Origin of the sequence: Pseudomonas gregormendelii, from assembly GCF_017114825.1 — a bacterium.
GTDB classification, from domain to species: Bacteria; Pseudomonadota; Gammaproteobacteria; order Pseudomonadales; family Pseudomonadaceae; genus Aquipseudomonas; species Aquipseudomonas gregormendelii.
Genome location: NZ_JADEVO010000003.1, coordinates 208229 through 231429, shown reverse-complemented (window position 1 = coordinate 231429; position 23201 = coordinate 208229). Strand labels below are relative to the sequence as shown.

Genomic DNA, 23201 nt, shown 5'->3' with positions numbered 1-23201 from the left:
GGCTCAGCGCGCCCGTGCCAGTTCGCGCAACCACTGCAGGGCCTCGGAGGCCAGTGGTTGATACTGATTGATGATGTCGGCAAGCCCGACCCAGACGATGAACAGCCCGAGCACCAGGGTCAGCGGGAAGCCGATGGAGAAGATGTTGAGTTGCGGCGCGGCCCGGGTCATCACGCCAAACGCGATGTTGACCACCAGCAGCGCCGTGATCGCCGGCAATACCAGCAGCAATGCGGCCCCCAGTACCCAGCCCAGCTTGCCCGCCAGCTCCCAGAAATGGGTGACCATCAGGCCACTGCCGACGGGCAAGGTGGTGAAGCTTTCGGTGAGGATTTCGAACACCACCAGATGGCCGTTCATGGACAGGAACAGCAGCGTGACCAGCATGGTGAAGAACTGCCCGATCACCGCCACCGAGACGCCGTTGGTGGGGTCGACCATCGAGGCGAAGCCCATGCCCATCTGAATCGAGACGATCTGCCCGGCGACCACGAATGCCTGGAAAAACAGCTGCAAGGCAAAGCCCAGGATCGCCCCGATGAGAATCTGCTCGGCGATCAGCAGCAGGCCACTGAGGTCCAGCGCATTCACCGGCGGCATCGGCGGCAGGCCCGGGACGATCACCACGGTAATGGCCAGCGTGAAGTACAGGCGCACGCGAGTGGGCACCAGGGTCGTGCCGACAATGGGCATAACCATCAGCAGCGCGCCGACGCGAAACAACGGCAACATGAAGGTCGCCACCCAGGTGCTGATCTGGGTATCGGTCAGTTGCAGCAGCGACTGCATGGCTTAGCCAATGACCTGGGGAATACTGCCGTACAACTGCAGGATGTATTCCATGAAGGTCTGCACCAGCCACGGCCCGGCAACGATCAGCGTGACCAGCATCACCAGCAGTCGCGGCAGGAAGCTCAACGTTTGTTCGTTGATCTGGGTCGCTGCCTGGAACATCGCCACCAGCAACCCCACCAGCAAGCTCGGGATCACCAGCACGGCCACCATCATGGTGGTCAGCCACAGCGCCTCGCGGAAGATGTCTACCGCTACTTCCGGCGTCATGGCGACACACCGCCGAAGCTGCTGGCGAGCGTGCCGATGATCAGTGCCCAGCCATCTACCAGCACGAACAGCATGATCTTGAACGGCAGGGAAATAATCAGCGGCGACAGCATCATCATACCCATGGCCATCAGCACACTGGCCACGACCAGGTCGATGATCAGGAACGGAATGAAGATCATAAAGCCGATCTGGAACGCGGTCTTGAGCTCGGAGGTGACGAATGCCGGCACCAGAATAGTCAGCGGGGCCTGATCCGGGGAGGCGATGTCGGTGCGCTTGGACAGGCGCATGAACAGCTCAAGGTCGCTGCTGCGGGTCTGCGCCAGCATGAAGTCCTTGATCGGCACCTGGGCCTTGGCCACGGCATCCTGGGCGGTCAGTTTCTCGGCCAGGTACGGCTGCAGGGCATCCTGGTTAACCCGGTCGAACACCGGCGCCATGATGAACAGGGTCAGGAACAGCGCCATGCCCGTGAGGATCTGGTTCGACGGCGTCTGCTGCAGGCCCAGGGCCTGGCGCAGGATCGAGAAGACGATGATGATCCGGGTGAAACTGGTCATCAGCATGACAAACGCCGGGATGAAACTCAGCGCCGTCATGATCAGCAGGATCTGCAGGCTGACCGAGTACTCCTGGGCGCCGTCGGCATTGGTGCCGAGCGTGATGGCCGGGATCGACAACGGATCGGCGGCCAATGCCAGTGGTGCAGCCAGCAGCAAGGCCAGCGTCAAGACGATGCGTAGCGCACCCATTACTTCTTATCCTTCTGGTCCTTGCCCATCAGCTCCATCAGGCGCAGGGCGAACTCCGGGGTGGCTTTTTCCGAACTGGCCGGCACCTGCACCGGCTCCTTGAGCACATGCAAGGCGGTGATGCTGCCAGGGCTCAGGCCGAGCAGGATCTGCTCATTGCCCACCTGCACCAGCATCAAGCGATCACGCGGACCGAGTGCGCGCGAACCGATCAGTTCGATCACCTGGCCTTTGCCGGCAGGGCCTGCCTGCTGCACCCGGCGCAGCAACCAGGCGAGGAAGAAGATCAACCCCAGCACCAGCAGCAAGCCGAACACCAACTGCGTCAATTGCCCCGCCACCCCACTGCTCACCGCCGGCGTCGCGGCAGCCGTGGCCACCGGTTCGGCCGCCAGGACGCTCAAGGGCAATGCCAACAAAAAACCCAGGACCCTGTTCACTCAGCGCAGCTTCTTGATGCGTTCGCTTGGGCTGATCACGTCCGTCAGGCGGATGCCGAACTTCTCGTTGACCACCACCACTTCGCCATGGGCGATGAGCGTGCCATTGACCAGCACGTCCAGCGGCTCACCGGCCAGGCGATCGAGTTCGATCACCGAGCCCTGGTTGAGCTGCAGCAGGTTGCGAATATTGATATCGGTGCTGCCCACTTCCATGGAAATCGACACCGGAATATCGAGGATCACGTCCAGGTTCGGACCGTCGAGGGTCACTTGCTCGTGGTTTTTCGGCGAGGCGCCGAACTCTTCCATTTGCAGGCGATTGGACGGCGAGCTGCCGGAATCAGCAGCCAGCAGCGCGTCAATCTCGTCCTGCGAAGCATCACCGGATTCTTCCAGGGCCGCAGCCCATTCATCAGCCAGTGCCTGGTCGTCCTGGGAATTCATATCGCTAGCCATCATGTGTCCTCGGCGAGCGCCCATCTCGGATGGACGCCGTCAGTTAAAAACGAATAAAGACGCCGATCACCGGCGCTCGATCGGCTCGATCACCTGCAACGCGAGGTTGCCTTTGTGCGAGCCCATCTTGACCTTGAACGCAGGCACGCCATTGGCGCGCATGATCATTGTTTCCGGCATGTCCACCGGAATGATGTCCCCCGGCTGCATGTGCAGGATGTCCCGCAGGCGCAGTTGACGGCGGGCAACAGTGGCACCAATCGGCACGTCGACGTCCAGCACGTCCTGGCGCAGGGCGTTGACCCAGCGCTCGTCCTGATCGTCGAGGTCCGACTGGAAGCCGGCATCGAGCATCTCGCGCACCGGCTCGATCATCGAGTACGGCATGGTGATGTGCAGGTCGCCGCCACCGCCATCGAGTTCGATATGGAAAGTCGACACCACAATCGCCTCGCTCGGGCCGACGATGTTGGCCATGGCCGGGTTCACTTCCGAGTTGATGTACTCGAAGTTGACTTCCATGATTGCCTGCCAGGCCTCCTTCAAATCGATGAAGGCCTGCTCCAGCACCATGCGCACCACGCGCAGCTCGGTCGGAGTGAATTCGCGACCTTCAATCTTGGCGTGGCGACCGTCGCCGCCGAAGAAGTTGTCCACCAGCTTGAACACCAGCTTGGCGTCGAGAATGAACAAGGCAGTGCCGCGCAACGGTTTGATCTTGACCAGGTTGAGACTGGTCGGCACGTACAGCGAGTGCACGTATTCGCCGAACTTCATCACCTGCACGCCACCGACCGCCACGTCTGCCGAGCGGCGCAGCAAGTTGAACATGCTGATGCGGGTGTACCGCGCGAAACGCTCGTTGATCATTTCCAGGGTCGGCATGCGTCCACGGACGATGCGATCCTGGCTGGTCAGGTCGTAGCTTTTGACAGCACCGGGTTCAGAGGTGTTGTCGGTCTGTACCAGACCGTCGTCGACGCCATGCAACAGCGCATCGATCTCATCCTGGGACAGCAGGTCCTGCACGGCCATGTCGTGTTCCTACTGCAGTACGAAATTAGTGAAGAGCAACTGCTCGATGGCGACCTTGCCGAGTTCTTTCTGCGCCACTTCCTGGACGCTGGCGGTGGCCTTCTGACGCAGCATTTCCTGACCGACCGGCGAGGCCAGGGTGGCGAAGTCCTGCCCGGAGAACAGCATCACCAGGTTGTTGCGGATGACCGGCATGTGCACCTTGAGCGCTTCCATGTCAGCCTGGTTGCGACCCATCATGGTGATGCTCACCTGCATGTAGCGCTGGCGGCCGTTCTGGTTGTAGTTGGAAACGAACGCCGGCAGCAAAGGCTCGAAGACCGCCGCCTGCTTGCCCGCCACGGCGGTTTCGGCAACGACGGCAGGCTTGCTTTCGGGGCTGTGCATGAAGAACCAGGTCGCCCCCACGGACACGCCGATCGCCAGCAGCAACGCCACCACGACCAGGATGATCAGCTTGAGTTTGCCTTTGGTTGCAGGGTCTTTTACTGCTGCGTCGCTCTTCGCCATGCCAATAATCCGTCACTATTCGGGGTTTCACAGTTGCACGGGAAGGCAAGAGCAAGTGTTATGCCATGTAGGAAAAATTGAGTGGGGATGGAAGCGCAAAAGATCGCAGCCTGCGGCAGCCCCTGCAGGGTGTACACCATCCCACTGTAGGAGCTGCGGCAGGGCTGCGATCTTTTGAAAGGGCACCGCCCAATTTCAGGCGTAATAGTCGACTGCACTGGAGCCGATCACGCTGGTGGCTGCGGCCACTTGCGCAACCGCCGGGGCGAGGTCTTCATCCATGGCGTCCAGACGACCGCCACCGGCGCCCGCGCGCCCAGCCTGACTCTGCTGGGCCTGTTGCTGATCCTGGCCCCGGGACTGGTCGGAGACATTGACGTCGACCTGCCCCATGCCCTGCTGCACGAACATCTCGCGCAGCCGGTGCATTTGCCCGTCCAGCGCTTCGCGAACGCCGGGATGGGCGCTCATGAAGGTCACCTGGGTCTGCTGGTCAGGCACCATGTTCACCCGGATGTCCAGGCGGCCAAGCTCGGCCGGCTGCAACTGGATATCGGCCGCCTTGAGGTTGGCGCTGGAGAGATACATCACGCGGTTGACCACTTCTTCGGTCCAGCCGCTCTGGTGCATGGCGATCGGCTGGTTTACCGGGATCGCGTTGGCGGTCTTGGGGGTGGCCGCCTGGGTCAGTGCAGCCAGGCGGCTGGCGAAATCTTCGACGCGGGTGTCGCTGGTCGAGGCTTTCAAGTCCTTGAGGCCATCATCGATCAGGCCGCTGAAGGCCTTCTCTCCTCCCTGGCTGGTACTGTCCTTGCCGGCTTGCACGTCCAGCATATTGGCCAGGCCGGAGGCGAAATTCTGCGCCGAAGTCGGCTCGCCGTCTGCCTGGGCCGGGGAAGCCTTGGCTTGCGCCTGACTGGAAGCGGACACATGCCCGCTCTGCTCCAGGGCCATGCGCACGGCTGGAAGCGCATCGAGGGGGTCGGCTTCAGGATCGAAATCAGGGTCGGCAGCGACGGCTGCAGCCGCCAGTGCTGCGGCTGTAGCGGGGTCGAGCGCAGGCTCGGTGGCGGCCACAGGGGCGGCGGGCTGCGACTCAACCACGGGCGCAGTTGCAGTTGCAGGGTCAGCCGCAACCGTTGTGTCGCCGGTCTCGCCACTGGCGACCTTATCGTCGACCTGCGCCGGTTTATCGGCGGGCAAGGATTTGCCGCTATCGGCAACTTGAGGTTTCGCGGCGGCAGACTTGTCGTTGCCCAAGTCCTTCTTTGCAGCGAAGTCAGGCGACTTATCGCGCACCGTCCGGGCAGCAGTGTCAAACCCGTCAGCAGGCCTGGTTCGCTCCTGCCGGGCATACACGTTAGCGAAGCTCGAGGCCTTGCCCGCCGGCTCGGCGGGCGACGCCAAGGGATTGGCGGATGCGGGTTGAGCCTTGGCCTTGGCGGCGGCCTGAAGCAGCAAATTCGGGGTAACGGGCATGGGACAGTCTCCGCCGCACTGTGGTCGATGATACAAGTGGGTGGATTACTGCAAAGGTCGAGCCAGGTTTACTGAACTGACGCTAGACGGACCGCGTGATGTGACTGCCTGCGAGGGAGCGCTCGGCCTGATAGAGAGGAAGAACCAAGGCAAACTCGGAGCCGATCGCATGGACGAGTTTTTCCAGCTGGGCAGGTTCGGTGTTTCTGCCGTTTTTGGCGCGCTGCTCCAGCTCATTGCATAACTCTGCCAGGCGAACCGCCCCCATGTTGCTGCAACTGCCTTTAAAACTGTGGGCAGTTTCCATCAGCTGCGCGGCATCCTGCGTCCCGCGCAAGATAACCAACCGCTCTTCGGCGTCGGCAAGGAAGATATCCAGCAACATCGGATATTCATCTTCCATGACTTCCTGCAAGGCGCGCAAAACGTCGCGATTCAGATGTGGGGAATCCACTTGTTCACTCCTTGATCAAGAATGGGCAGGATTATGCCAGAGCCTCCCAGAAAAACTCCACGTGAGCACTGCGACCATCGTCGGACCACCGGGCATTACGCCCCAATTGTCGGACCAGGCTGATGCCACGTCCCGACAAACGGACACTGTCCAGCGGTCGCTCGATCACCCGCACCACATCAAATCCCTTGCCACTGTCTTCCACCCGAATGGTCAGGCAACCGCCCTCGCACTCCGGCACCACCTGCAGGTGCACGCGCACGTAACCTGCGTCCAGGGCATCCAGGCGCGTGTTGCGTTCCTGATAATAGCGGGCAAATCCCAGGGCATCGCGCTTGAGACTGGAATCGAGCCCGAGCACGCCGTGCTCCAGGGCATTGGAATACAGCTCCGCCAGCACACTGTACATCGCTCCGCTCTGGGCCCGCAGGCCGTGCACTTCGCTGAGCAGTTGCAGGAGGTAGGGCAGTGGATTGAAGCGCTTGAGCGAGTCGGCGCGAAATTCGAAGCTGACGGACCAGTCCAGCGGGCACGACTGCCCACTGTCGGAGTAGACCAGTGTCGGTGGGCGCATTTGCGCCGCGTCGATCAGGCTGACTTCGAGCAGACTGACATCGTCCCGGGCTTGCCCGCGAAAATCGCCCAATGCCTGCTCGATTTCCTGGAACAGTGCATCCGGCTGCCGGTTGGCGGCAAACACTTGCTGCAGGCGCTCCACTCCGAACAGCTGTTCGTTGGCATCGCAGGTGTCGATCACGCCATCGGACAACAGGAACACCCGATCACCCACCGCCATGGGCAGCACTTCGGTGCGATCGTCGAACGCCTGCGGGCTCAGCACCCCCAGCGGCAAATGCCTGGCCGGCAACGGCGTGCGCTCGCCAGTGGCGATCCGGTGCAGGTAGCCGTCGGGCATGCCGCCATTCCAGACTTCCACCGAGCGGCTCTGGAAGCTCAGGCGCAGCAACGTCGCGCAGCAGAACATGTCCACCGGCAGGATGCGCTTGAGCTTGGCGTTCATCTCGCGCAGGGTTTCCGAGAGCCCGTAACCCTTGGCAGTCATGCCGTAGAAGACCTCGGCCAGAGGCATGGCGCCAACGGCCGCAGGCAAGCCATGGCCGGTGAAGTCCCCCAGCAGCACGTGCATGTCACCCGCAGGGGTAAACGCGGCCAGCAGCAGATCGCCGTTGAACAACGCATACGGCGATTGCAGGTAGCGGATGTTGGGGGCGTTCAGGCATCCGGAATGCGCCACCTTGTCGAACACCGCCTTGGCCACGCGCTGCTCGTTGAGCAGGTATTCGTGGTGCCGGGCGATCTGGTCACGCTGCTCCAGCACCGTAGCCTGCAAGCGGCGCAAGCGGTCCATTGCCTTGATCTTGGCGGCGAGGATCACCTGGTTGTAGGGCTTCGCCAGAAAATCGTCACCGCCAGCCTCCAGGCAGCGTGCCAGGGCTTCGCTTTCAGTGAGCGAGGTCAGAAAGATGATGGGCACCAGGGTTTCCCCGGCCAGCGCCTTGATCTGTCGTGCGGCTTCGAAACCGTCCATCACCGGCATCATGGCGTCCATCAACACCAGCTGCGGGTGCTGCGAACGAAACGCTTCGACTGCCTCGGCGCCGTTGGCGGCGGTCAACACCGCATGGCCCTGGCGGCGGACGATGGTCGAGAGCAACAGGCGATCGGCCGCACTGTCCTCGGCGATCAGGATCGTCAGTGCTTCAAGCGGCGACTGCACCGAATTCAACTGATGTCGAACAGTTTGTCGAAATTGGAAATGGCGAGGATTTTCTTCACGTCGATGCTGCTGTTGACCACGCGAATGTCGGATTGGTCGCCGCCAGCGTGATCGCGCAGCAACAGCAGCATGCCCAAGGCGGAGCTGTCGAGGTAGGTGGCCTCCTTCAGATCCACCACCACAGCATTGAGATTCCTGTCCTCATAGGACTGGCGAAACTCCTGATGCTTGGCGAAATCGAAACGACCCTTGATCGATATCGTCAGTTTTTGCCCATCCGGGGAAACTTCTGAGACGACTGACATTGTTGGCTTCCTTGTCTTCGGAGAACTTGCTAGTACAAGGTGTAGCATTTGGTGGTGACAGGAGCAAGATCAAAAGGGGCGGATATTAATAAGGGTTTTGCCGCGGCAGCCGCTGGGACAATTCATCCAGCAGCTTCTGCTCACGCTTGTCCTCCAGGCGGCGCGCCTCATCCATGTAGCGCAGCACCAGTTTGCGCAGCCCTTCCACTCGGGCATAGGCCTGCTGCCAGGTGTCGCGTGCCTTGTTCAGGTTGTTCTGGTGCCAGGCCAGGCTTTGCCGCTGCTGATCGATAGCAGTGCCCAGTTGCGCGAGAAACCCCTGATAGCCGAGCAACCACTGGCCGGACACCCCACTGCTGCCGCGCACGATCCATTGCTCCTGATAATCGAGACGGAAGGCTTCAAGGTCGGCGACCTTGCTTTCGGCCAGGCGCACCTGGCCCTGAAAATGCCCAAGGCGCTGCACCGCGGCTTTCTCAACCTTCTCGGCCATGTCCACCACGGGCGCCAGGCGCGAAGCTCGACTCTGGGCCATGGCCGGTTAGCCGCCGGCCGCCGGGGCGAAGATCGAGCCAAGATAGGCTTCGCTCTCACCCAGGCTGATGTTGTCGTTCAAGCCCTGGCGCAGGTATTTGACCAGCTGCGGTTGCAGGGCAATCGCCAGGTCGGTCTCGCGGTCACCGCCGGCCACGTAGGCGCCGACGCTGATCAGGTCGCGACTCTGTTGATAACGCGACCACAGCTGCTTGAAGTATTGCGCCCGGGTCATGTGCTCCGGCGTCACCACCGACGGCATGACCCGGCTGATGGACGCCTCGATATCGATAGCGGGGTAGTGACCTTCCTCGGCCAGGCGCCGCGACAGCACGATGTGACCGTCGAGCACGCCCCGTGCGGAGTCGGCAATCGGGTCCTGCTGGTCATCGCCTTCGGACAGCACCGTATAAAACGCGGTGATCGAGCCCCCGCCCTTCTCCGCATTTCCCGCGCGCTCGACCAGTTTCGGCAACTTGGCAAACACTGAAGGCGGGTAGCCCTTGGTCGCCGGCGGTTCGCCAATGGCCAGGGCGATTTCCCGCTGGGCCTGGGCGAATCGGGTCAGGGAATCCATGAGCAACAGGACATTCTTGCCCTTGTCGCGGAAATACTCGGCGATGCGCGTGCAGTACATCGCGGCACGCAGGCGCATCAACGGCGCATCGTCCGCCGGCGAAGCCACCACCACTGAACGCTTGAGCCCTTCCTCGCCAAGGATGTGCTCGATGAATTCCTTCACCTCCCGTCCGCGCTCGCCGATCAAGCCGACGACCACGATGTCGGCCTCGGTAAAGCGGGTCATCATGCCCAACAGCACACTCTTGCCCACGCCGGTACCGGCAAACAGACCCAGACGCTGGCCGCGCCCCACGGTCAACAATCCGTTGATCGAGCGGATGCCCACATCCAGCGGCTCGCTGATCGGCTCGCGCTTGAGCGGGTTGATCGTAGGGCCATCCATCGGCACCCAGTCCTCGGCTTTCATCCCGCCCTTGCCGTCAAGCGCACGACCGGCGCCGTCCAGTACCCGCCCGAGCATGCTCATGCCCATCGGCAAGCGACCGGCATCGGCCAGCGGCACCACCCGGGCGCCCGGCGCAATACCGGCGACGCTGCCCACCGGCATCAGGAACACCTTGTTGCCGGAGAAGCCCATGACTTCGGCTTCCACCTGCACTGGCTGGTAACTGTCGTCGTTGATGACCATGCAGCGGCTGCCCATGGCGGCTCGCAGGCCTTCGGCTTCGAGGGTCAGGCCGACCATGCGCAGCAGGCGGCCTTCCAGGATCGGGCCGCCGGTCAGTTGCGTGGCCTCGGCGTAACTGCCCAGGCGCTTGGCGAAGCTGGTGCGATCAAGGCGCATCAGGTTCGTCCGCCGCCGGGGCGACTGGCGGCGGATTGCGCCCCGACAGCTCCACGCTCAAGTCCGGGGCAGCAGGATGCAGGGCCTGTTCGTGAAGTTGATCGAACAGCTTGGCCATGACCCGCGCCAGGCGTGTTTCCACCGTGGCATCGATGCGACTGTGTTCGGTCTCGACCCGGCAACCACCGGGCAACAAGGTGTCGTCCTCGACGATGCGCCAGGTTTCTTCATGACGCTCGCGCAGGGCTTTGACCTGTTCAAAATCCTGCGGATTGATGTACAGCCGAACGTTCCCCACGCCCAGCGGCAAGAGCTTCAGGGCATCGCGCATGACGTGTTCAAGCTGGGTCGAATCGATCGCCAGTTCGCGCTGGATCACTTGTTTGGTGATGTGCTGCACCAGGTCGACTAAAGATTTTTCGATCTGGGTGTCCTGCTCGGCAATCGGTTCGAACAACTGACCCATGAGCTTTTCCAGCGCGCCGACCTTGGCCGACAGTGCCGCTTCGGCTTCCTGGCGAACCTTGAGCGTCGTGCTGTGGAAACCCTCGCGCTCGCCCGTGGCGAAGCCTTCGTTGTAGGCCTCCTGGCGAATGCTCTCGAGTTCTTCGAGGGTCATTGGCTGGACCTCATCCAGCGGCACCTCCTCCATTTCCGGAGGCTCGGGCACAGGTTCCGGCTCGGGCTCGGGGACGTAGGGATCGAAACTGGGCAGGGACCAGATATCAACAGTGCTGACGTCCTTGGCACGGATCAGGTCAGTCTGGGACTCATCGTGTTTGGTCGACATGGTGACCTTAGATCATCTCTTCGCCGCCCTTCCCGCCGAGAACGATTTCTCCGGCTTCGGCCATACGGCGGGCGATGGTGAGGATTTCTTTCTGTGCGGTTTCCACGTCGCTGACGCGCACCGGGCCCTTGGCCTCGAGGTCGTCGCGCAACAGTTCGGCCGCTCGTTTGGACATGTTCTTGAAGATCTTCTCCTTGACGTTCTCGTCCGAACCCTTGAGGGCCAGCACCAGTACGTCGGAGGACACTTCGCGCAGCAACGCCTGGATGCCGCGGTCGTCGACATCGGCCAAGTTGTTGAACACGAACATCAGGTCTTCGATCTGACCGGACAGGTCTTCGTCGACTTCGCGGATCGAGTCCATCAACTGCCCTTCCATCGAGCTGTCGAGGAAGTTCATGATATCGGCTGCGCGCTTGATGCCACCGAGGTTGGTGCGCGAGGCGTTGGAGTTGCCGGAGAACTGCTTCTCGAGAATCTGGTTGAGTTCCTTCAGCGCCGCCGGCTGCACGGTGTTCAGCGAGGATACGCGCAGGATGATGTCCAGGCGTACCTTGTGGTCGAAATTGCCCAGCACTTCGCCAGCCTGGTCAGGGTCGAGGTACGCCACGACGATCGCCTGGATCTGTGGGTGCTCGTAGCGGATCACGTCGGCGACGGCGCGCGGTTCCATCCATTTCAGGCTGTCGAGGCCGCTGGTGTTGCCGCCCAGCAGGATCCGGTCAATCAGTCCGTTGGCCTTGTCTTCGCCCAGGGCCTGGGTGAGCATCTTGCGCACGTAGTCGTCAGAACCGACGCCCAGGCTGGTCTGGTCGCCGACGATGTCGACGAACTCGCTCATCACCTGCTCGACCTGCTCGCGGTGCACGTTGCCCATCTGCGCCATGGCCACGCCCACACGCTGGACCTCCTTGGGCCCCATGTGGCGCAACACCTGCGCAGCATCGGTAGAACCCAGGGACAGCAGCAGGATCGCGGCTTTGTCGACCTTGGACAGTTTGGCGGCAACGGCTCGGTTATCACTCATCTGCGTTAATCCACTCTTTCACGACCTGGGCCACACGACCCGGATCTTCTGCCACCAGACTCTTGATTGCGTTCAACTGTGCATCATAGCCTTCGCTCGGGCTCGGCAGCAGGATGCTCTGCGGACCGCCAAGGCTGACGCGGTCGTTGGCCAGTTCGCCATCCAGGCCGCCCATGCCACCCAACTCGACGTCGCTGCCCATGCCGACCAGCTGCTTGCCTTTGCCGCCGTTGGTGATGTTGTTGAGCACCGGGCGCAGCACACCAAACACCAGCACCAGGATGAACAACACGCCCAGCACTTGCTTGATCACGTCCCAGAACCACGGCTGGGAATAGAACGGCACATCGGCAATCACTTCGCTGCGCTCGGCGGAGAACGGCATGTTGATCACGCTGACACTGTCGCCACGGCTGGCGTCGAAGCCGACCGCGTCCTGCACCAGACGGGTGAAGCGCGCCAATTCGTCGGCGGTCCACGGCGCGCGGCTGGTTTCACCGTTGGCCGGGTTGATCTTGACCTGATCGTCCACCACCACCGACACCGACAAGCGATTCAACCGCCCCTGCTGCTGCTTGGTGTGGCTGATGGAACGGTCGAGCTCGAAGTTCTTGGTGGACTGCTGACGCTTGTCTGCCGGGTAAGGCGCCAGCATCGGCTGACCGGTGGCAGGGTCCATGATCTGTTGGCCGTTGGCGTCCAGCAGCGGCTGGCCGGGCTGCACCATGCCGGCAGAAGCGGTAGCGCCACCGGTGGTTGCAGGCGCGGACGCCGGCGATGGCGGTTGGTTGCTCAGGGCCCCCGGTACGCCTTGCGGACCATTGCTGGTGGTGCGTTGTTCGTTCACCGACTGCTCGCTGCGCAACGCCGGCTGGTCCGGATTGAACTGCTCGGAGGTCGATTCGACGGCGCTGAAATCCACGTCGGCGGACACTTCAGCCTTGTAGCGATCGTTACCCAGCACCGGTTGCAGGATGTTGTGCACGCGCTGGGTCAGCATGCTTTCCATGCGGCGGCTGTAATCGAATTGCTTGCCGGCCATGGTCAGCTCGGAATTTTCCGCCTGGTCCGATAGCAGGTTGCCTTTCTGGTCGACCACGGTGACCTGGGACTTGCTCAGCTCAGGCACGCTGGTCGCCACCAGGTTGATGATCGCCAGCACCTGGCCAGGTTCCAGGGAGCGGCCGGAGTACAGTTCGATCAGTACCGAGGCGCTCGGCTTGCGTTCGTCGCGCACGAACACCGAGCTTTTCGGAATGGCCAGGTGCACCCGGGCACCCTTGACGTTGTTCAGGCTGGAGATGGTGCGCGCCAGTTCGCCTTCGAGGCCGCGACGATAACGGGTGGCTTCCATGAACTGGCTGGTGCCCAGGCCCTGGTCCTTGTCGAGGATTTCAAAGCCGATATTGCCGTCGCTGGGAGTGACACCAGCGCCCGCGAGCTTGAGCCGCGCGCGGGACAGGTCTTCGGCCTTGACCAGCAAGGCGCCGGAATTGGGTTCGACGGAGTAGGCAATGTCAGCGGCCGCCAGGGTGTCCATCACTTGCTTGGCGTCCATTCCGGCGAGGCTGCCGTACAGCGGACGGTAATCCGGTTGCTGGGACCACAGAACCACGGCAAAGCCAATGGCCACGCTCGCTGCCAGCCCGACCAACAGGCCGACCTGACGCAACATGGTCATCTGGGAAAGGTTTTCCAGGAAGGACAAGCCGAACAGCGGCGGTTTGCCGTCTATTGCGCTGGCCTTGGCCGGAACGTTATCGCTGGCTGCTTCTGCCATGACTCAATATCGTCCTTAAACCGGCATCTGCATGATGTCTTGATACGCCTGGACCAGCTTGTTGCGCACCTGGGTGATGGCCTGGAACGACACGCCGGCTTTTTCCTTGGCGATCATCACGTCAGTCAGGTCGACACCGCTTTTACCGATCTCGAACGCGGTGGACAGCTGGCTGGACGCCTGCTGGGTTTCGTTCACTTTATTGACGGCCTGGCCGAGCATATCGGAGAAGCTGCTGCCCGGCAGTTGAGGCACGGCGGCAGTCGCTTTAGGCGCAGACATGGCGTCCATTTGCATGGCTCGCATATCCAGCATCAACCGATTAAATTCAATACCTTGGCTCATGTTCCACTCCCAATGACTACCCGCAATTTTTTGACGCTCACTCGGCGGGTATACAGGTGGTAGCAACAAGGGTGCCAGCTACGTGGGCACTGATCACAAATCAGGTTCTCCGGGATCAGGTGGCGAACAGGTAAGCTTCCACGTCCATCCCGGCATCGCGCATCTGCGCCAGTTTGTAGCGCAGGGTGCGCGGGCTGATGCCCAGGCGTTCGGCGGCTTCCTTGCGCCGGCCACGTTCGGTGCGCAGGGTGTCGATGATCATCTGGAACTCGCGTCGGCGCAGATCATCCCCCAGCGCCCCGGCGGACTCGGCCTCGACCAGGGGCAGCGGCGCCGCCAATGCCGGCAACGGCGCACAGGCAACCGGCCCGGCCAGGCAGAAATCCTGAGGCTGGATCAACCCGCCCTGCTGCAGGATCAACGCCCGCTGGATGGCGTTATCCAGCTCGCGCACATTCCCCGGCCACGGATAAGCGATCAGGCACGCCTGCGCTTCTGGCGAAAGCCTGGCCGCCGCATGCTTCATTTTATTGACGTGTTTGGCCAGCAGACGCTCAGCCAACGGCAGAATGTCGGCGGTCCGTTCGCGCAACGGGCGCCAGGCCAGCGGGAACACCGACAGTCGATAGTACAGATCCTCCCTGAAGCGCCCCGCCGCCACTTCCGCAGCCAGGTCGCGGTTAGTGGTGGCGACCACCCGGATGTCCAGGGAGATCGGCTTGCGCGCACCCACCCGCTCGACCTCGCGTTCCTGCAACACCCGCAGAAGCTTGGCCTGCAGCCCCATGGGCATCTCGGATATCTCGTCGAGCAGGATAGTGCCGCCATCCGCCTGCTCGAACTTGCCCGCCTGCGCGGCAATCGCGCCGGTGAACGAGCCCTTTTCGTGGCCAAACAACGTGGCCTCGAGCATGTTGTCGGGGATCGCCGCGCAGTTGATTGCAATAAACGGCTGGGTAGCCCGATGGGAGTGTTGATGGATGTAGCGCGCCAGCACTTCCTTGCCGGTTCCGGACTCGCCGGAAATCAGCACAGTGGAATCACTGCGGGCCACGCGAGCGGCCAGGTCCAGCAGCTGGGCGCTGGCCGGCTCGAACGCAATCGGCCCCTCGCCCTCGGCTGGGACACTGCCCAGAGCGTGCCGCGCCAGCAAATCGAGCAGCGCCTTGGGCTCGAACGGCTTGACCAGATAGTCCACCGCGCCCTGGCGCATGGCATCCACCGCACGCTCGACCGCACCGTGGGCCGTCATCAGCAACACAGGCAGCTGCGGCTGCCGCGCACGCAACAGGCTCAACAGTTGATGACCATCCATGCCCGGCATGTTGACGTCGCTGAGCACCAGGTTGAACGCATCCTTGGTGACGGCCGTCAGGGCCTCTTCTGCCGAGCCGACGGCGACGTAATCGTGCCCCGCGAGCAGCAGGGTATCGGCCAGCGCTTCGCGCAGAGCCCGGTCATCCTCGACCAGCAGAACCTTGATTGGCATTTGGGTTACTTCGCTCCCTGCTTGCGATGGACGTTTTCGATTGCGGCGGGGACCAGAGTCTCCGTGGCGCTCTCTGGTTTTTCGCGAGCGAGCTCGCTCCTGCAGGGGGGTTGTTCATTGGAAAACAGCGGCAGGATCACCTGCGCACACGTGCCGCGACCGGGTCGCGAGCGCAGCAGCAATTCTCCCTGATGCGCACGGGCGACTGCCTTGACCACGGTCAGGCCCAGGCCCGTTCCGGTGGCCTTGGTGGTGAAAAAAGGTTCGCCCAGACGCGCCAGCACCGCAGGATCGATGCCGCTGCCACTGTCGCTGATCGCCACCCGCAGGTGGTTGCCCCGGGCATAGAGATGCACCTTCAATCGCAGGTCCGTGGCGCTGGCTTGGATGGCATTCTCGATCAGGTTGAGAATCGCCCCCACCAGGGTGTCGCGGTTGCACAGCAACTCACCGGCATGGCTGTCGCATTGCCAGCGAATCGGCAGACCCTGCACATGCGCCAGGGCCGCCGCCTGAAGCGACTGCATGAGCATTTTGGCGGTGATTCGGTCGGTCAGCGGCAGTTCGCCTCGGGCGAAAATCAGCATGTCGCGCACCTGATGCTCCAGCTCGTGCAGCCGCTCTTTCAAACGCCCGGCGAAGCGCTGTTGCGTGGCGACGGGCAGCTCCTGTTCGGTCAGGTGACTGGCGTAAAGCAAGGCGGCGGACAAGGGCGTGCGGATCTGATGCGCCAGGGAAGCGACCATCCGCCCCAGGGACGAGAGGCGCTCATGCCGGGCCAACTGGTCCTGCAGGTGACGGGTTTCAGTCAGGTCGTTGAGCAGCACCAACTGGCCCGGCTCGGCATCCAGCGAGCGGGTCGAGATCGACAGGCGCCGACCGTCCTTGAGGGAAATTTCATGCCCATCGTCCTCACGCGGCGCAAAGCAGCGGGCAATCACCTGGCGCCACAACTCGCCTTCCAGAGGCAGGCCAAGTAACTCACAGGCCGCAGGATTGGCTTCGCGCACGATGCCCTGGGCGTCGATGACAATCACGCCACCGGGCAACAGATCAAGGAGGTTTTGCAGGCGGTTGGCCAGGCGTTCTTTTTCCGCCAGTTCCTGCATGCACTGGGCGCTGACCACTTCCAGCTCGCCCTTGAGCTCGGTCACCCGGGCTTCGAGCATGCTGTAGGAATCCGTCAACTGGCTCGACATCTGGTTGAACAACGCAAAAGACTGCTCAAGACCCAGCCGGCTGGCCTGCTCTACGGACGACAGTGGCCCCGAAGCATCAGGGACAGGAGACATCTGGGCGGCTTGGGGCATCGGGCACTCTCGCTTGGCTGACCGTCAGTTAAACGGAACGTTGCGAGGGATGTAGCAATACCCGTGCCTAAAAAAAACCGCCTATAAATGAATGACTTGAAAAACAGGCGTCAATCATCTGCCTGTTCATCACCATCACGCCGGCTCATGCCGTACTTGCGCATCTTCTCCACCAGGGTGGTTCGACGAATACGCAAGCGTTCAGCGGCGCGCGCCACGATGCCATTGGCATCATCCAGCGCCTGCTGGATCAGCCCCTGTTCCAGGCCACCGAGGTAGTCCTTGAGGTCCAGGCCCTCCGGCGGCAGCAGGGCATTGGCGGAGAAGTCCGGGGTATGGCCGTTGATGGCCACCCGCTCTTCCAGGTCGCTGCGCAGGCTGTCGACCAGTTGCTCGTCTTCGTCGTCGACGTAACGGAATTTCTTCGGCAGCTCGACCACGCCGATCACCCCGTACGGATGCATGATCGCCATGCGCTCCACCAGGTTGGCCAGCTCGCGGACGTTGCCCGGCCAGCCGTGACGACACAGCGACATGATCGCCGCCGAGTTGAAACGGATCGAACCGCGCTTCTCGTGCTCCATGCGCGAGATCAGTTCGTTCATCAGCAGCGGGATGTCTTCGACGCGCTCACGCAACGGCGCCATCTCGATCGGGAACACGTTCAGGCGATAGTAGAGGTCTTCGCGGAAGGTGCCGATCTCGATCATGCTTTCGAGGTTCTTGTGGGTCGCGGCAATGATGCGCACATCGGCGCTCTGGGTCTTGTTGCTACCCACGCGCTCGAAGGTGCGTTCCTGCAGCACGCGTAGCAGCTTGACCTGCATCGGCAGCGGCATGTCGCCGATTTCATCGAGGAACAGCGTGCCGCCATTAGCCAGCTCAAAGCGACCGGCACGACTGGTGATCGCCCCGGTGAACGCGCCCTTCTCGTGGCCGAACAATTCGCTTTCCAGCAACTCGGCCGGGATCGCCCCGCAGTTGACCGGCACGAACGGCGCGTCACGACGCTTGGAGTGGTAGTGCAGGTTGCGCGCCACCACTTCCTTGCCGGTGCCCGACTCGCCAAGGATCAGCACGCTGGCGTCGGTGTCAGCCACCTGCTGCATCATCTGGCGCACATGCTGGATCGCCCGGCTGGTGCCGACGAGGCTGCGGAACAGATTGGGTTCGCGATGCCGACCGCGCTCGCGGGCCTGGTCGTACATCTCGCGATAGACCTGGGCACGGTGCAGGGAGTCGAGCAATTTGCTGTAGCTGGGCGGCATTTCCAGGGTCGACAGCACGCGTCGACGCTGGTCATCAGGCAAGTCGCTGGCAGAATTATCGCCCATCAACAAAACCGGAAGGAACTCATCCCAGGTTGAGAGTGTCTTAAGCAAGCCCAAAAGTGCACCAGGAGCATTGACCGTCCCGATAAGGACACAGATCACTTCACGACTAGACGATAGAGAGCCCACAGCCTGCTGCCAGTCATGGCTTCCGCAGGGCAAATTTTCTTCACCGAGAAAATTAAGAATCACCGCCAGGTCGCGGCGGCGGACGCTATCGTCATCAATCAGCAGAATTTTGGTTTCACGCCACATGCAATAGCAACTTCCCTAGTCAACTCGATGCCCGAAATGAGTGGGCAAGCTAGACGCTTGCAGACCTGTTAAGCCTATGAGACGCCTGAAATCAGTAAACAGCCACTAGTTAAGTCAAAAAACCGTGCATAGTCAAATATATGGCGCAGATGTCTGGATTAACCGGGGATTAATTAGCCAAACAGATGGTAAACCTTCGCCGCACTCTTCGCTTGGGTGATCTGCGACATCTCGTCTACTATCGCCTGACGCTCGCCCATCGTCGCCGTCAGTAAATCCTTGTACACCGCCAGCAGGCTTTCCAGATTGGTCCGCACCGCCTCCTCGTCGACCGGCGCTTCGCTGAGCACCTCGTCGACGCATTCCCGGCAGGCCGTATCCAGCTCGCCAATCGCATCCCAATCACGCTCGGCCAGCGCATCGATGAGCGCTTCGCGGGTTTGTTCAATCCGTTGCAATGCTTGACTCATGGCGTTGTTCCTCGAGAATTAAAGCGAAGACCATCAGGGCGCGATGGCATCCCATCCTTCCTTGATGTTGCTGAGCAACCCGGCGACCTCATCGAGAATGAGCGGATCGCTTTTGATGTTCGCCTCCGTCAGGCGACGCATCATGTAGTCGTAAAGACTGTCGAGATCTGCCAAAGGCGTTGGCGATTTCTCTGGGTCCAGGCCCTCACGCAAACCACCGATGATCGCCACGGCCTTGCCGATGCACAGGCCCTTGCCAGCAGTATCGTTGCGCTCCAGCGCGCCCTTTGCCTGGGCAATACGATCAAGGCCGCCTTGCATCAGCATCTGCACCAGGCGGTGCGGGCTAGCCTCGGAAGTCTGCGCGTGCGAGTTAACGCTCTGATACTGGCGTAGGGCTCTCATAGGGTTCATGTTCGATTCCTTGAAAAACTGTAAACGGTCAATTATCTACCATGACTTTTTATCGACCCAAGCCGGCAGAACTTTAGTCTTGGAGCGGCGCGCCAGACAAAAAAAACCCGGAGCGCCTGAGCACAGGAGTCCGGGTTGTCGGTCAGGCAATCATCAGTCGGCGTTGACTTTGTTCAGCGCGTTGAGCGTGGTCATGATGCTCTTGGAGCTCGCGTTCAACTGGGCAACCAGGGTATCCATCGCGGTGTACTTGGCGGTCAACGTGGTCTGCAAGGTCGCTATGCGGCGTGTCAGGCTTTCCTGATCGACCTTGAGCGAATCCAGGGATTCAGTCAGGCTGGTCTGGCGCTGAGCCAGGACTCCGTCGGATTTTGCAAACGCATCGGTCGCGCTGGTCATGCGACTGATCAGCCCAGTCTTGCCGGTAAACAGCTCGACAACCTGGGGACCAAATGCTTTCACGCCCTTGTCCCATTTGGCATCGTCAAGGGTCAACAACCCCGTGCTTTTGTCAGTGTTGATGCCCAGTTGCGAGAGCATGCTCAGGCCGCTGTTGCCTGACCCAGCTTCAGCGGAAACCAGCTCATTGCGCACTGACGACACCAGGCTGCGCATAGTCGCATCACCGGTCAGGGCTCCAGCAGTCGTTGTCGCACCGCCAGTCGCGGTCGCCGTAGCAGTCACCTTGGTTTGTGTATTGATGGCAGTCATCAGCGCGTTGTAGGCCGAAACGAAAGCCTGGGCAGACGTTTTCAGCTGCGCGGTGCTGCTCGACACCGTAATCGTGGACTTGCCTGCTGTGATCAACTCCAGGTTAACACCGCTCACCACCGAGGAAATGGAGTTGGAAGCAGACTCCAATTTCACATTATCAAGTGTGTACTCGGCATTCTGCGGAACAGTGGTGACCACGTAATCCTTGGTCAGCTCCTCGGCACCGCTGAGGGTCAGCTCAGTACCTTTGCCGGTGGTGTTCGAACTCAAGACCAGACGAGACCCGTTGGCGTCGGTCAGAATGTTGGCACTGATGTTCTTCGATTTAAGCTGTTCGTTGATCGCGTCACGGGTTTCCTGCAGCGTGGCACCCGGCTCAATGATCACACCGTAATCATTACCCGATTGGGAAATGGTCAGGGTGGTTGCTTGCGTCCCGCTGTTCACTACGCTCGAAGCGCCACCGGCAAACACAGCCGTGGAGACCTTCGAGGCCGTGGCCAGCTTGGTCACTTCAAGTGCGTAGCTACCGTTGGTAGCGGCATCGTTGACCGTGGTCTTGGCGATTTTCTCATCCGAAGACGCACCGGAAATGCTGCCGAATGCGGTGGCTGTATTGAGTTTGGCAATCGCTGCCCGGTAGGTGTCCAGCGCGCTCTTGATGATCGACAGACCCGACAGCGTGGTGCTGGTGGAAGCGGTCTGCTTGTCGATCTGGGCTTGTTTGGGCGCTTTTTCGGCTTCGACCAAAGCGGTGACAATTTTCTGGGTATCGATCCCTGACCCAATGCCACTGACGGTTGAACTTGCCATGTTTCTTCTCCTTCCCGGACGGTCGCCATGTTCTTGACGAGCGATTAACCTTTAACAGCCAGCATCAAAACCCGTGCCAGATCAGGCTCTTTCGTCGAACAAAAGGCTGCTTGCGTCGTGCAGGCTCGCTGCCAGTTTTAATGCTGCTTCTGAAGGTAGCTGGCGAATGACTTCACCGCTCTCTGTAGCAATGACCTTGACCACGACTCGACCCGTCGAATCATCGATGGAGAAATCCAGATTGCGCTTGGTCGATTGCACAAAGTCGCGGATCTCGGTCACTGCTTTTTCCAATTCTGCCCGCTTGGGCTGTTCCACTGGTGTAACTGTGCTCACATCGACAGATTGCGCCGACGGTTTTGCGCTGACTGTCCCTTGCACCGGATTCACGGGCGGGGCTTGATTCAACGTGACACTCATGTCCATTACCATCTCCTCACATGAGAAACCAACGGAATGAACAAAAGGGCGCGTTAGACGCGCCCTTCCATTTCAATCACCAGACGCTGGAATTACTGAAGCAGTTTCAGTACAGCGGATGGCAGTTGGTTAGCCTGGGACAGGATCGCGGTGGAAGCCTGTTGCAGGGTTTGTTGCTTGGTCAGCTCGGCAGTTTCGGAAGCGAAGTCAGCATCCTGAACGCGACCGCGTGCAGCGGTAGAGTTCTGAGCGATGCTTTGCAGGTTGGCTACAGTGCTGTCGAAACGGTTTTGAACGGCACCCAGTGCGGCGCGCTGGCTGTCGATCTGCTGGATGGCAGCGTCCAGAGCCTGTACCGACTTCTGCGAATTACCGGCGGACAGGATGTCCAGATCACCAACGGTGGTCTGGGTTTCGCTGGCGTTCGAAGTACCGGCAACCAGGCCCAGATCAGACAGAGCACCAGTGTTACCAGCCGAAATCACGATGTCGCTTTTGCCGCTGAGGGCAATTTTGCCATCGGCGGTTTTCTCTGCAGTTGCACCAGCGCTGGCGCTGTTGATTGCCGAGATTACAGCATCGAGGTCACTGCCCTTGGTGATCTTGATTTCAGTAGTACCGATTTTCAGCGAGGTATCAGCCAGCATTTTCACGCTGGAAGTGCCACTGTTCAGACCCAACGAGGCGAGGGAGCCTGCAGTGTTGTCAGCCAGTTTGATTTCGGTGCCGTTCTTGGAGGTGATCGAGAGACGGCCGTCGGTAATTTGAGCGTCGCCAACACCGGCTACTGCTTTCAGTTGGGTCAGAATGTCGTCAACAGTGTCAGCAGCGCCGTCCCAGGTGACAGCAGTGCCATTGACCGAAATGCTACCAGCTGTTGGAGGAATGGATGTGCCGTCTGTTTTGGTGCTGGTGGTACCAGTCGACAGACCGAATTTGCCAGCGTCAGCGCCGGAGATGGACACAGAACCGGCAGTGTTGGTGATGGTCAGGATGTCAGTAGCTTCAGTGACCGTGACATCCGTTACACCAGCGGCAGTAAGCTGAGTGTTGATCGCAGTTGCAACAAGGGCGTTGGTTACGTCTGTTGCGGCCAGTGTGATATCAACGCCGTTGATGTTGAGCTTCTCGGCGCCTGTTGGAACAACACCCGAACCAGCGACACCCACAACAACGGTCTCGCCCAACGTTGTGGTCGAACCGGTAACACTTGCAGCCATACCCTGCATTGCGTTGCCAGTCACTGCAGCGCTGCTGTAAGAGCCTTTCAGGCCCGAAGCGCTAAGGTTGCCCATGCCGAACGAAATGGTTTCGTTAGCGCTGGAGCCTACCTGGAAGCTGGTGTTCTGGAACGAACCGTCCAGCAGGTTCTTGCCACCGAAGGTGGTGGTGTTGGAGATACGGTTCAGTTCACCCGACAGTGCGGTGAATTCTTGGTTCAGGGAAGTACGGTCGTCATCGCTGTTCGAACCGTTCGCCGATTGCAGAGCCAGTTCACGCATACGCTGCAGGATGTTGGTGGATTCTTGCATCGCGCCTTCAGCAGTCTGGGCGATGGAGATACCGTCGTTGGCGTTTTTCACGGCAACGTTCAGACCATTGATCTGGCTGGTCAGACGGTTAGCGATCTGCAGGCCGGCAGCGTCGTCTTTAGCGCTGTTGATTTTCAGGCCGGAAGAGAGACGGCTCATCGAGGTGCTCAGAGCATCGGAAGCCTTGTTCAGGTTTTTCTGAACGCCCAGGGAGGTGATGTTGGTATTAACAGATAAAGACATGACGAATTCCTCGTTGGTTGGGTGCTGCGGCTTCCGGCCCTGGCAACCGCCGGGTGTGGCCTAGAGAACCTTCGTAATAGTTATCGTCGTAAAAGCAGGTTGCTTGAGCGCTTTTTTGATTTTTTTTACTA

General features: G+C 60.8%; 24 protein-coding genes and 1 pseudogene. All 25 read right to left on the bottom strand.

Annotation, left to right across the window (positions count from 1 at the left end):
• Positions 1 to 3 precede the first annotated feature (3 nt).
• Positions 4 to 789 (bottom strand): flagellar biosynthetic protein FliR, encoded by a 786-nt coding sequence (gene fliR / locus IMW75_RS04095; protein WP_045058902.1) that lies wholly within the window; start codon positions 787 to 789, stop codon positions 4 to 6.
• 3 nt (positions 790 to 792) lie between these two features.
• Positions 793 to 1062, bottom strand: coding sequence for a flagellar biosynthesis protein FliQ (gene fliQ, locus IMW75_RS04090; RefSeq protein WP_007948918.1), 270 nt, complete (start codon positions 1060 to 1062; stop codon positions 793 to 795).
• Positions 1059 to 1817, bottom strand: coding sequence for a flagellar type III secretion system pore protein FliP (fliP, locus tag IMW75_RS04085; protein WP_205891945.1), 759 nt, complete (start codon positions 1815 to 1817; stop codon positions 1059 to 1061). The genes fliQ and fliP overlap by 4 nt, the downstream gene beginning before the upstream one ends.
• Entirely contained in the window at positions 1817 to 2257 is a 441-nt protein-coding gene (gene fliO / locus IMW75_RS04080) for a flagellar biosynthetic protein FliO (RefSeq protein WP_045058900.1), read from the bottom strand. Before fliO ends, fliP begins: the two co-directional genes overlap by 1 nt.
• Positions 2258 to 2716, bottom strand: a complete 459-nt coding sequence (gene fliN / locus IMW75_RS04075) for a flagellar motor switch protein FliN (RefSeq protein ID WP_045058899.1) — start codon at positions 2714 to 2716, stop codon at positions 2258 to 2260. It lies immediately after the preceding gene.
• Between the two features lie 66 nt (positions 2717 to 2782).
• Entirely contained in the window at positions 2783 to 3751 is a 969-nt protein-coding gene (gene fliM, locus IMW75_RS04070) for a flagellar motor switch protein FliM (protein ID WP_045058898.1), read from the bottom strand.
• Between the two features lie 9 nt (positions 3752 to 3760).
• Complete coding sequence (gene fliL, locus IMW75_RS04065) at positions 3761 to 4261, bottom strand: flagellar basal body-associated protein FliL (RefSeq protein WP_045058897.1); 501 nt, start codon at positions 4259 to 4261, stop codon at positions 3761 to 3763.
• Between the two features lie 195 nt (positions 4262 to 4456).
• Positions 4457 to 5740 (bottom strand): flagellar hook-length control protein FliK, encoded by a 1284-nt coding sequence (locus tag IMW75_RS04060; RefSeq protein ID WP_205891944.1) that lies wholly within the window; start codon positions 5738 to 5740, stop codon positions 4457 to 4459.
• An 82-nt stretch (positions 5741 to 5822) separates the two neighbouring features.
• Positions 5823 to 6194 (bottom strand): Hpt domain-containing protein, encoded by a 372-nt coding sequence (locus tag IMW75_RS04055; protein WP_045058895.1) that lies wholly within the window; start codon positions 6192 to 6194, stop codon positions 5823 to 5825.
• A 31-nt stretch (positions 6195 to 6225) separates the two neighbouring features.
• The gene (locus tag IMW75_RS04050; RefSeq protein ID WP_205891943.1) at positions 6226 to 7941 is read right to left on the bottom strand and encodes an ATP-binding SpoIIE family protein phosphatase; all 1716 of its coding nucleotides are present in this window, start codon (positions 7939 to 7941) and stop codon (positions 6226 to 6228) included.
• Entirely contained in the window at positions 7938 to 8237 is a 300-nt protein-coding gene (locus tag IMW75_RS04045; RefSeq protein ID WP_045058894.1) for an STAS domain-containing protein, read from the bottom strand. Before IMW75_RS04045 ends, IMW75_RS04050 begins: the two co-directional genes overlap by 4 nt.
• 85 nt (positions 8238 to 8322) lie before the next feature.
• Positions 8323 to 8772: a flagellar export protein FliJ gene (gene fliJ / locus IMW75_RS04040; protein ID WP_205891942.1), complete on the bottom strand. Its 450-nt coding sequence runs from the start codon at positions 8770 to 8772 to the stop codon at positions 8323 to 8325.
• 6 nt (positions 8773 to 8778) lie between these two features.
• Entirely contained in the window at positions 8779 to 10137 is a 1359-nt protein-coding gene (gene fliI, locus IMW75_RS04035) for a flagellar protein export ATPase FliI (RefSeq protein ID WP_045058892.1), read from the bottom strand.
• Positions 10127 to 10927: a flagellar assembly protein FliH gene (gene fliH, locus IMW75_RS04030; RefSeq protein ID WP_205891941.1), complete on the bottom strand. Its 801-nt coding sequence runs from the start codon at positions 10925 to 10927 to the stop codon at positions 10127 to 10129. Before fliH ends, fliI begins: the two co-directional genes overlap by 11 nt.
• A 7-nt stretch (positions 10928 to 10934) precedes the next feature.
• On the bottom strand, positions 10935 to 11954 hold the full coding sequence (gene fliG / locus IMW75_RS04025) for a flagellar motor switch protein FliG (protein WP_045058890.1): 1020 nt from the start codon (positions 11952 to 11954) through the stop codon (positions 10935 to 10937).
• A complete protein-coding gene (gene fliF / locus IMW75_RS04020) occupies positions 11947 to 13734 on the bottom strand; it encodes a flagellar basal-body MS-ring/collar protein FliF (RefSeq protein ID WP_205891940.1) in 1788 nt (595 codons plus the stop codon). The genes fliG and fliF overlap by 8 nt, the downstream gene beginning before the upstream one ends.
• A gap of 15 nt (positions 13735 to 13749) precedes the next feature.
• Positions 13750 to 14079: a flagellar hook-basal body complex protein FliE gene (fliE, locus tag IMW75_RS04015; RefSeq protein WP_045058888.1), complete on the bottom strand. Its 330-nt coding sequence runs from the start codon at positions 14077 to 14079 to the stop codon at positions 13750 to 13752.
• Between the two features lie 115 nt (positions 14080 to 14194).
• Positions 14195 to 15568 (bottom strand): sigma-54-dependent transcriptional regulator, encoded by a 1374-nt coding sequence (locus tag IMW75_RS04010; RefSeq protein ID WP_205891939.1) that lies wholly within the window; start codon positions 15566 to 15568, stop codon positions 14195 to 14197.
• Between the two features lie 125 nt (positions 15569 to 15693).
• Positions 15694 to 16860, bottom strand: a pseudogene (locus IMW75_RS04005) (sensor histidine kinase); the annotation flags it as partial.
• Positions 16861 to 16988: 128 nt separating this feature from the next.
• A complete protein-coding gene (locus IMW75_RS04000) occupies positions 16989 to 18464 on the bottom strand; it encodes a sigma-54 dependent transcriptional regulator (protein ID WP_045058886.1) in 1476 nt (491 codons plus the stop codon).
• A gap of 173 nt (positions 18465 to 18637) precedes the next feature.
• On the bottom strand, positions 18638 to 18934 hold the full coding sequence (gene fliT / locus IMW75_RS03995) for a flagellar protein FliT (RefSeq protein ID WP_045058885.1): 297 nt from the start codon (positions 18932 to 18934) through the stop codon (positions 18638 to 18640).
• Between the two features lie 33 nt (positions 18935 to 18967).
• Complete coding sequence (gene fliS / locus IMW75_RS03990) at positions 18968 to 19348, bottom strand: flagellar export chaperone FliS (RefSeq protein ID WP_045058884.1); 381 nt, start codon at positions 19346 to 19348, stop codon at positions 18968 to 18970.
• Between the two features lie 153 nt (positions 19349 to 19501).
• Complete coding sequence (gene fliD, locus IMW75_RS03985; RefSeq protein ID WP_045058883.1) at positions 19502 to 20875, bottom strand: flagellar filament capping protein FliD; 1374 nt, start codon at positions 20873 to 20875, stop codon at positions 19502 to 19504.
• A gap of 81 nt (positions 20876 to 20956) precedes the next feature.
• Positions 20957 to 21301: a flagellar protein FlaG gene (locus IMW75_RS03980; RefSeq protein ID WP_205891938.1), complete on the bottom strand. Its 345-nt coding sequence runs from the start codon at positions 21299 to 21301 to the stop codon at positions 20957 to 20959.
• An 86-nt stretch (positions 21302 to 21387) separates the two neighbouring features.
• Positions 21388 to 23070 (bottom strand): flagellin N-terminal helical domain-containing protein, encoded by a 1683-nt coding sequence (locus IMW75_RS03975; RefSeq protein WP_205891937.1) that lies wholly within the window; start codon positions 23068 to 23070, stop codon positions 21388 to 21390.
• Between the last annotated feature and the right edge of the window lie 131 nt (positions 23071 to 23201).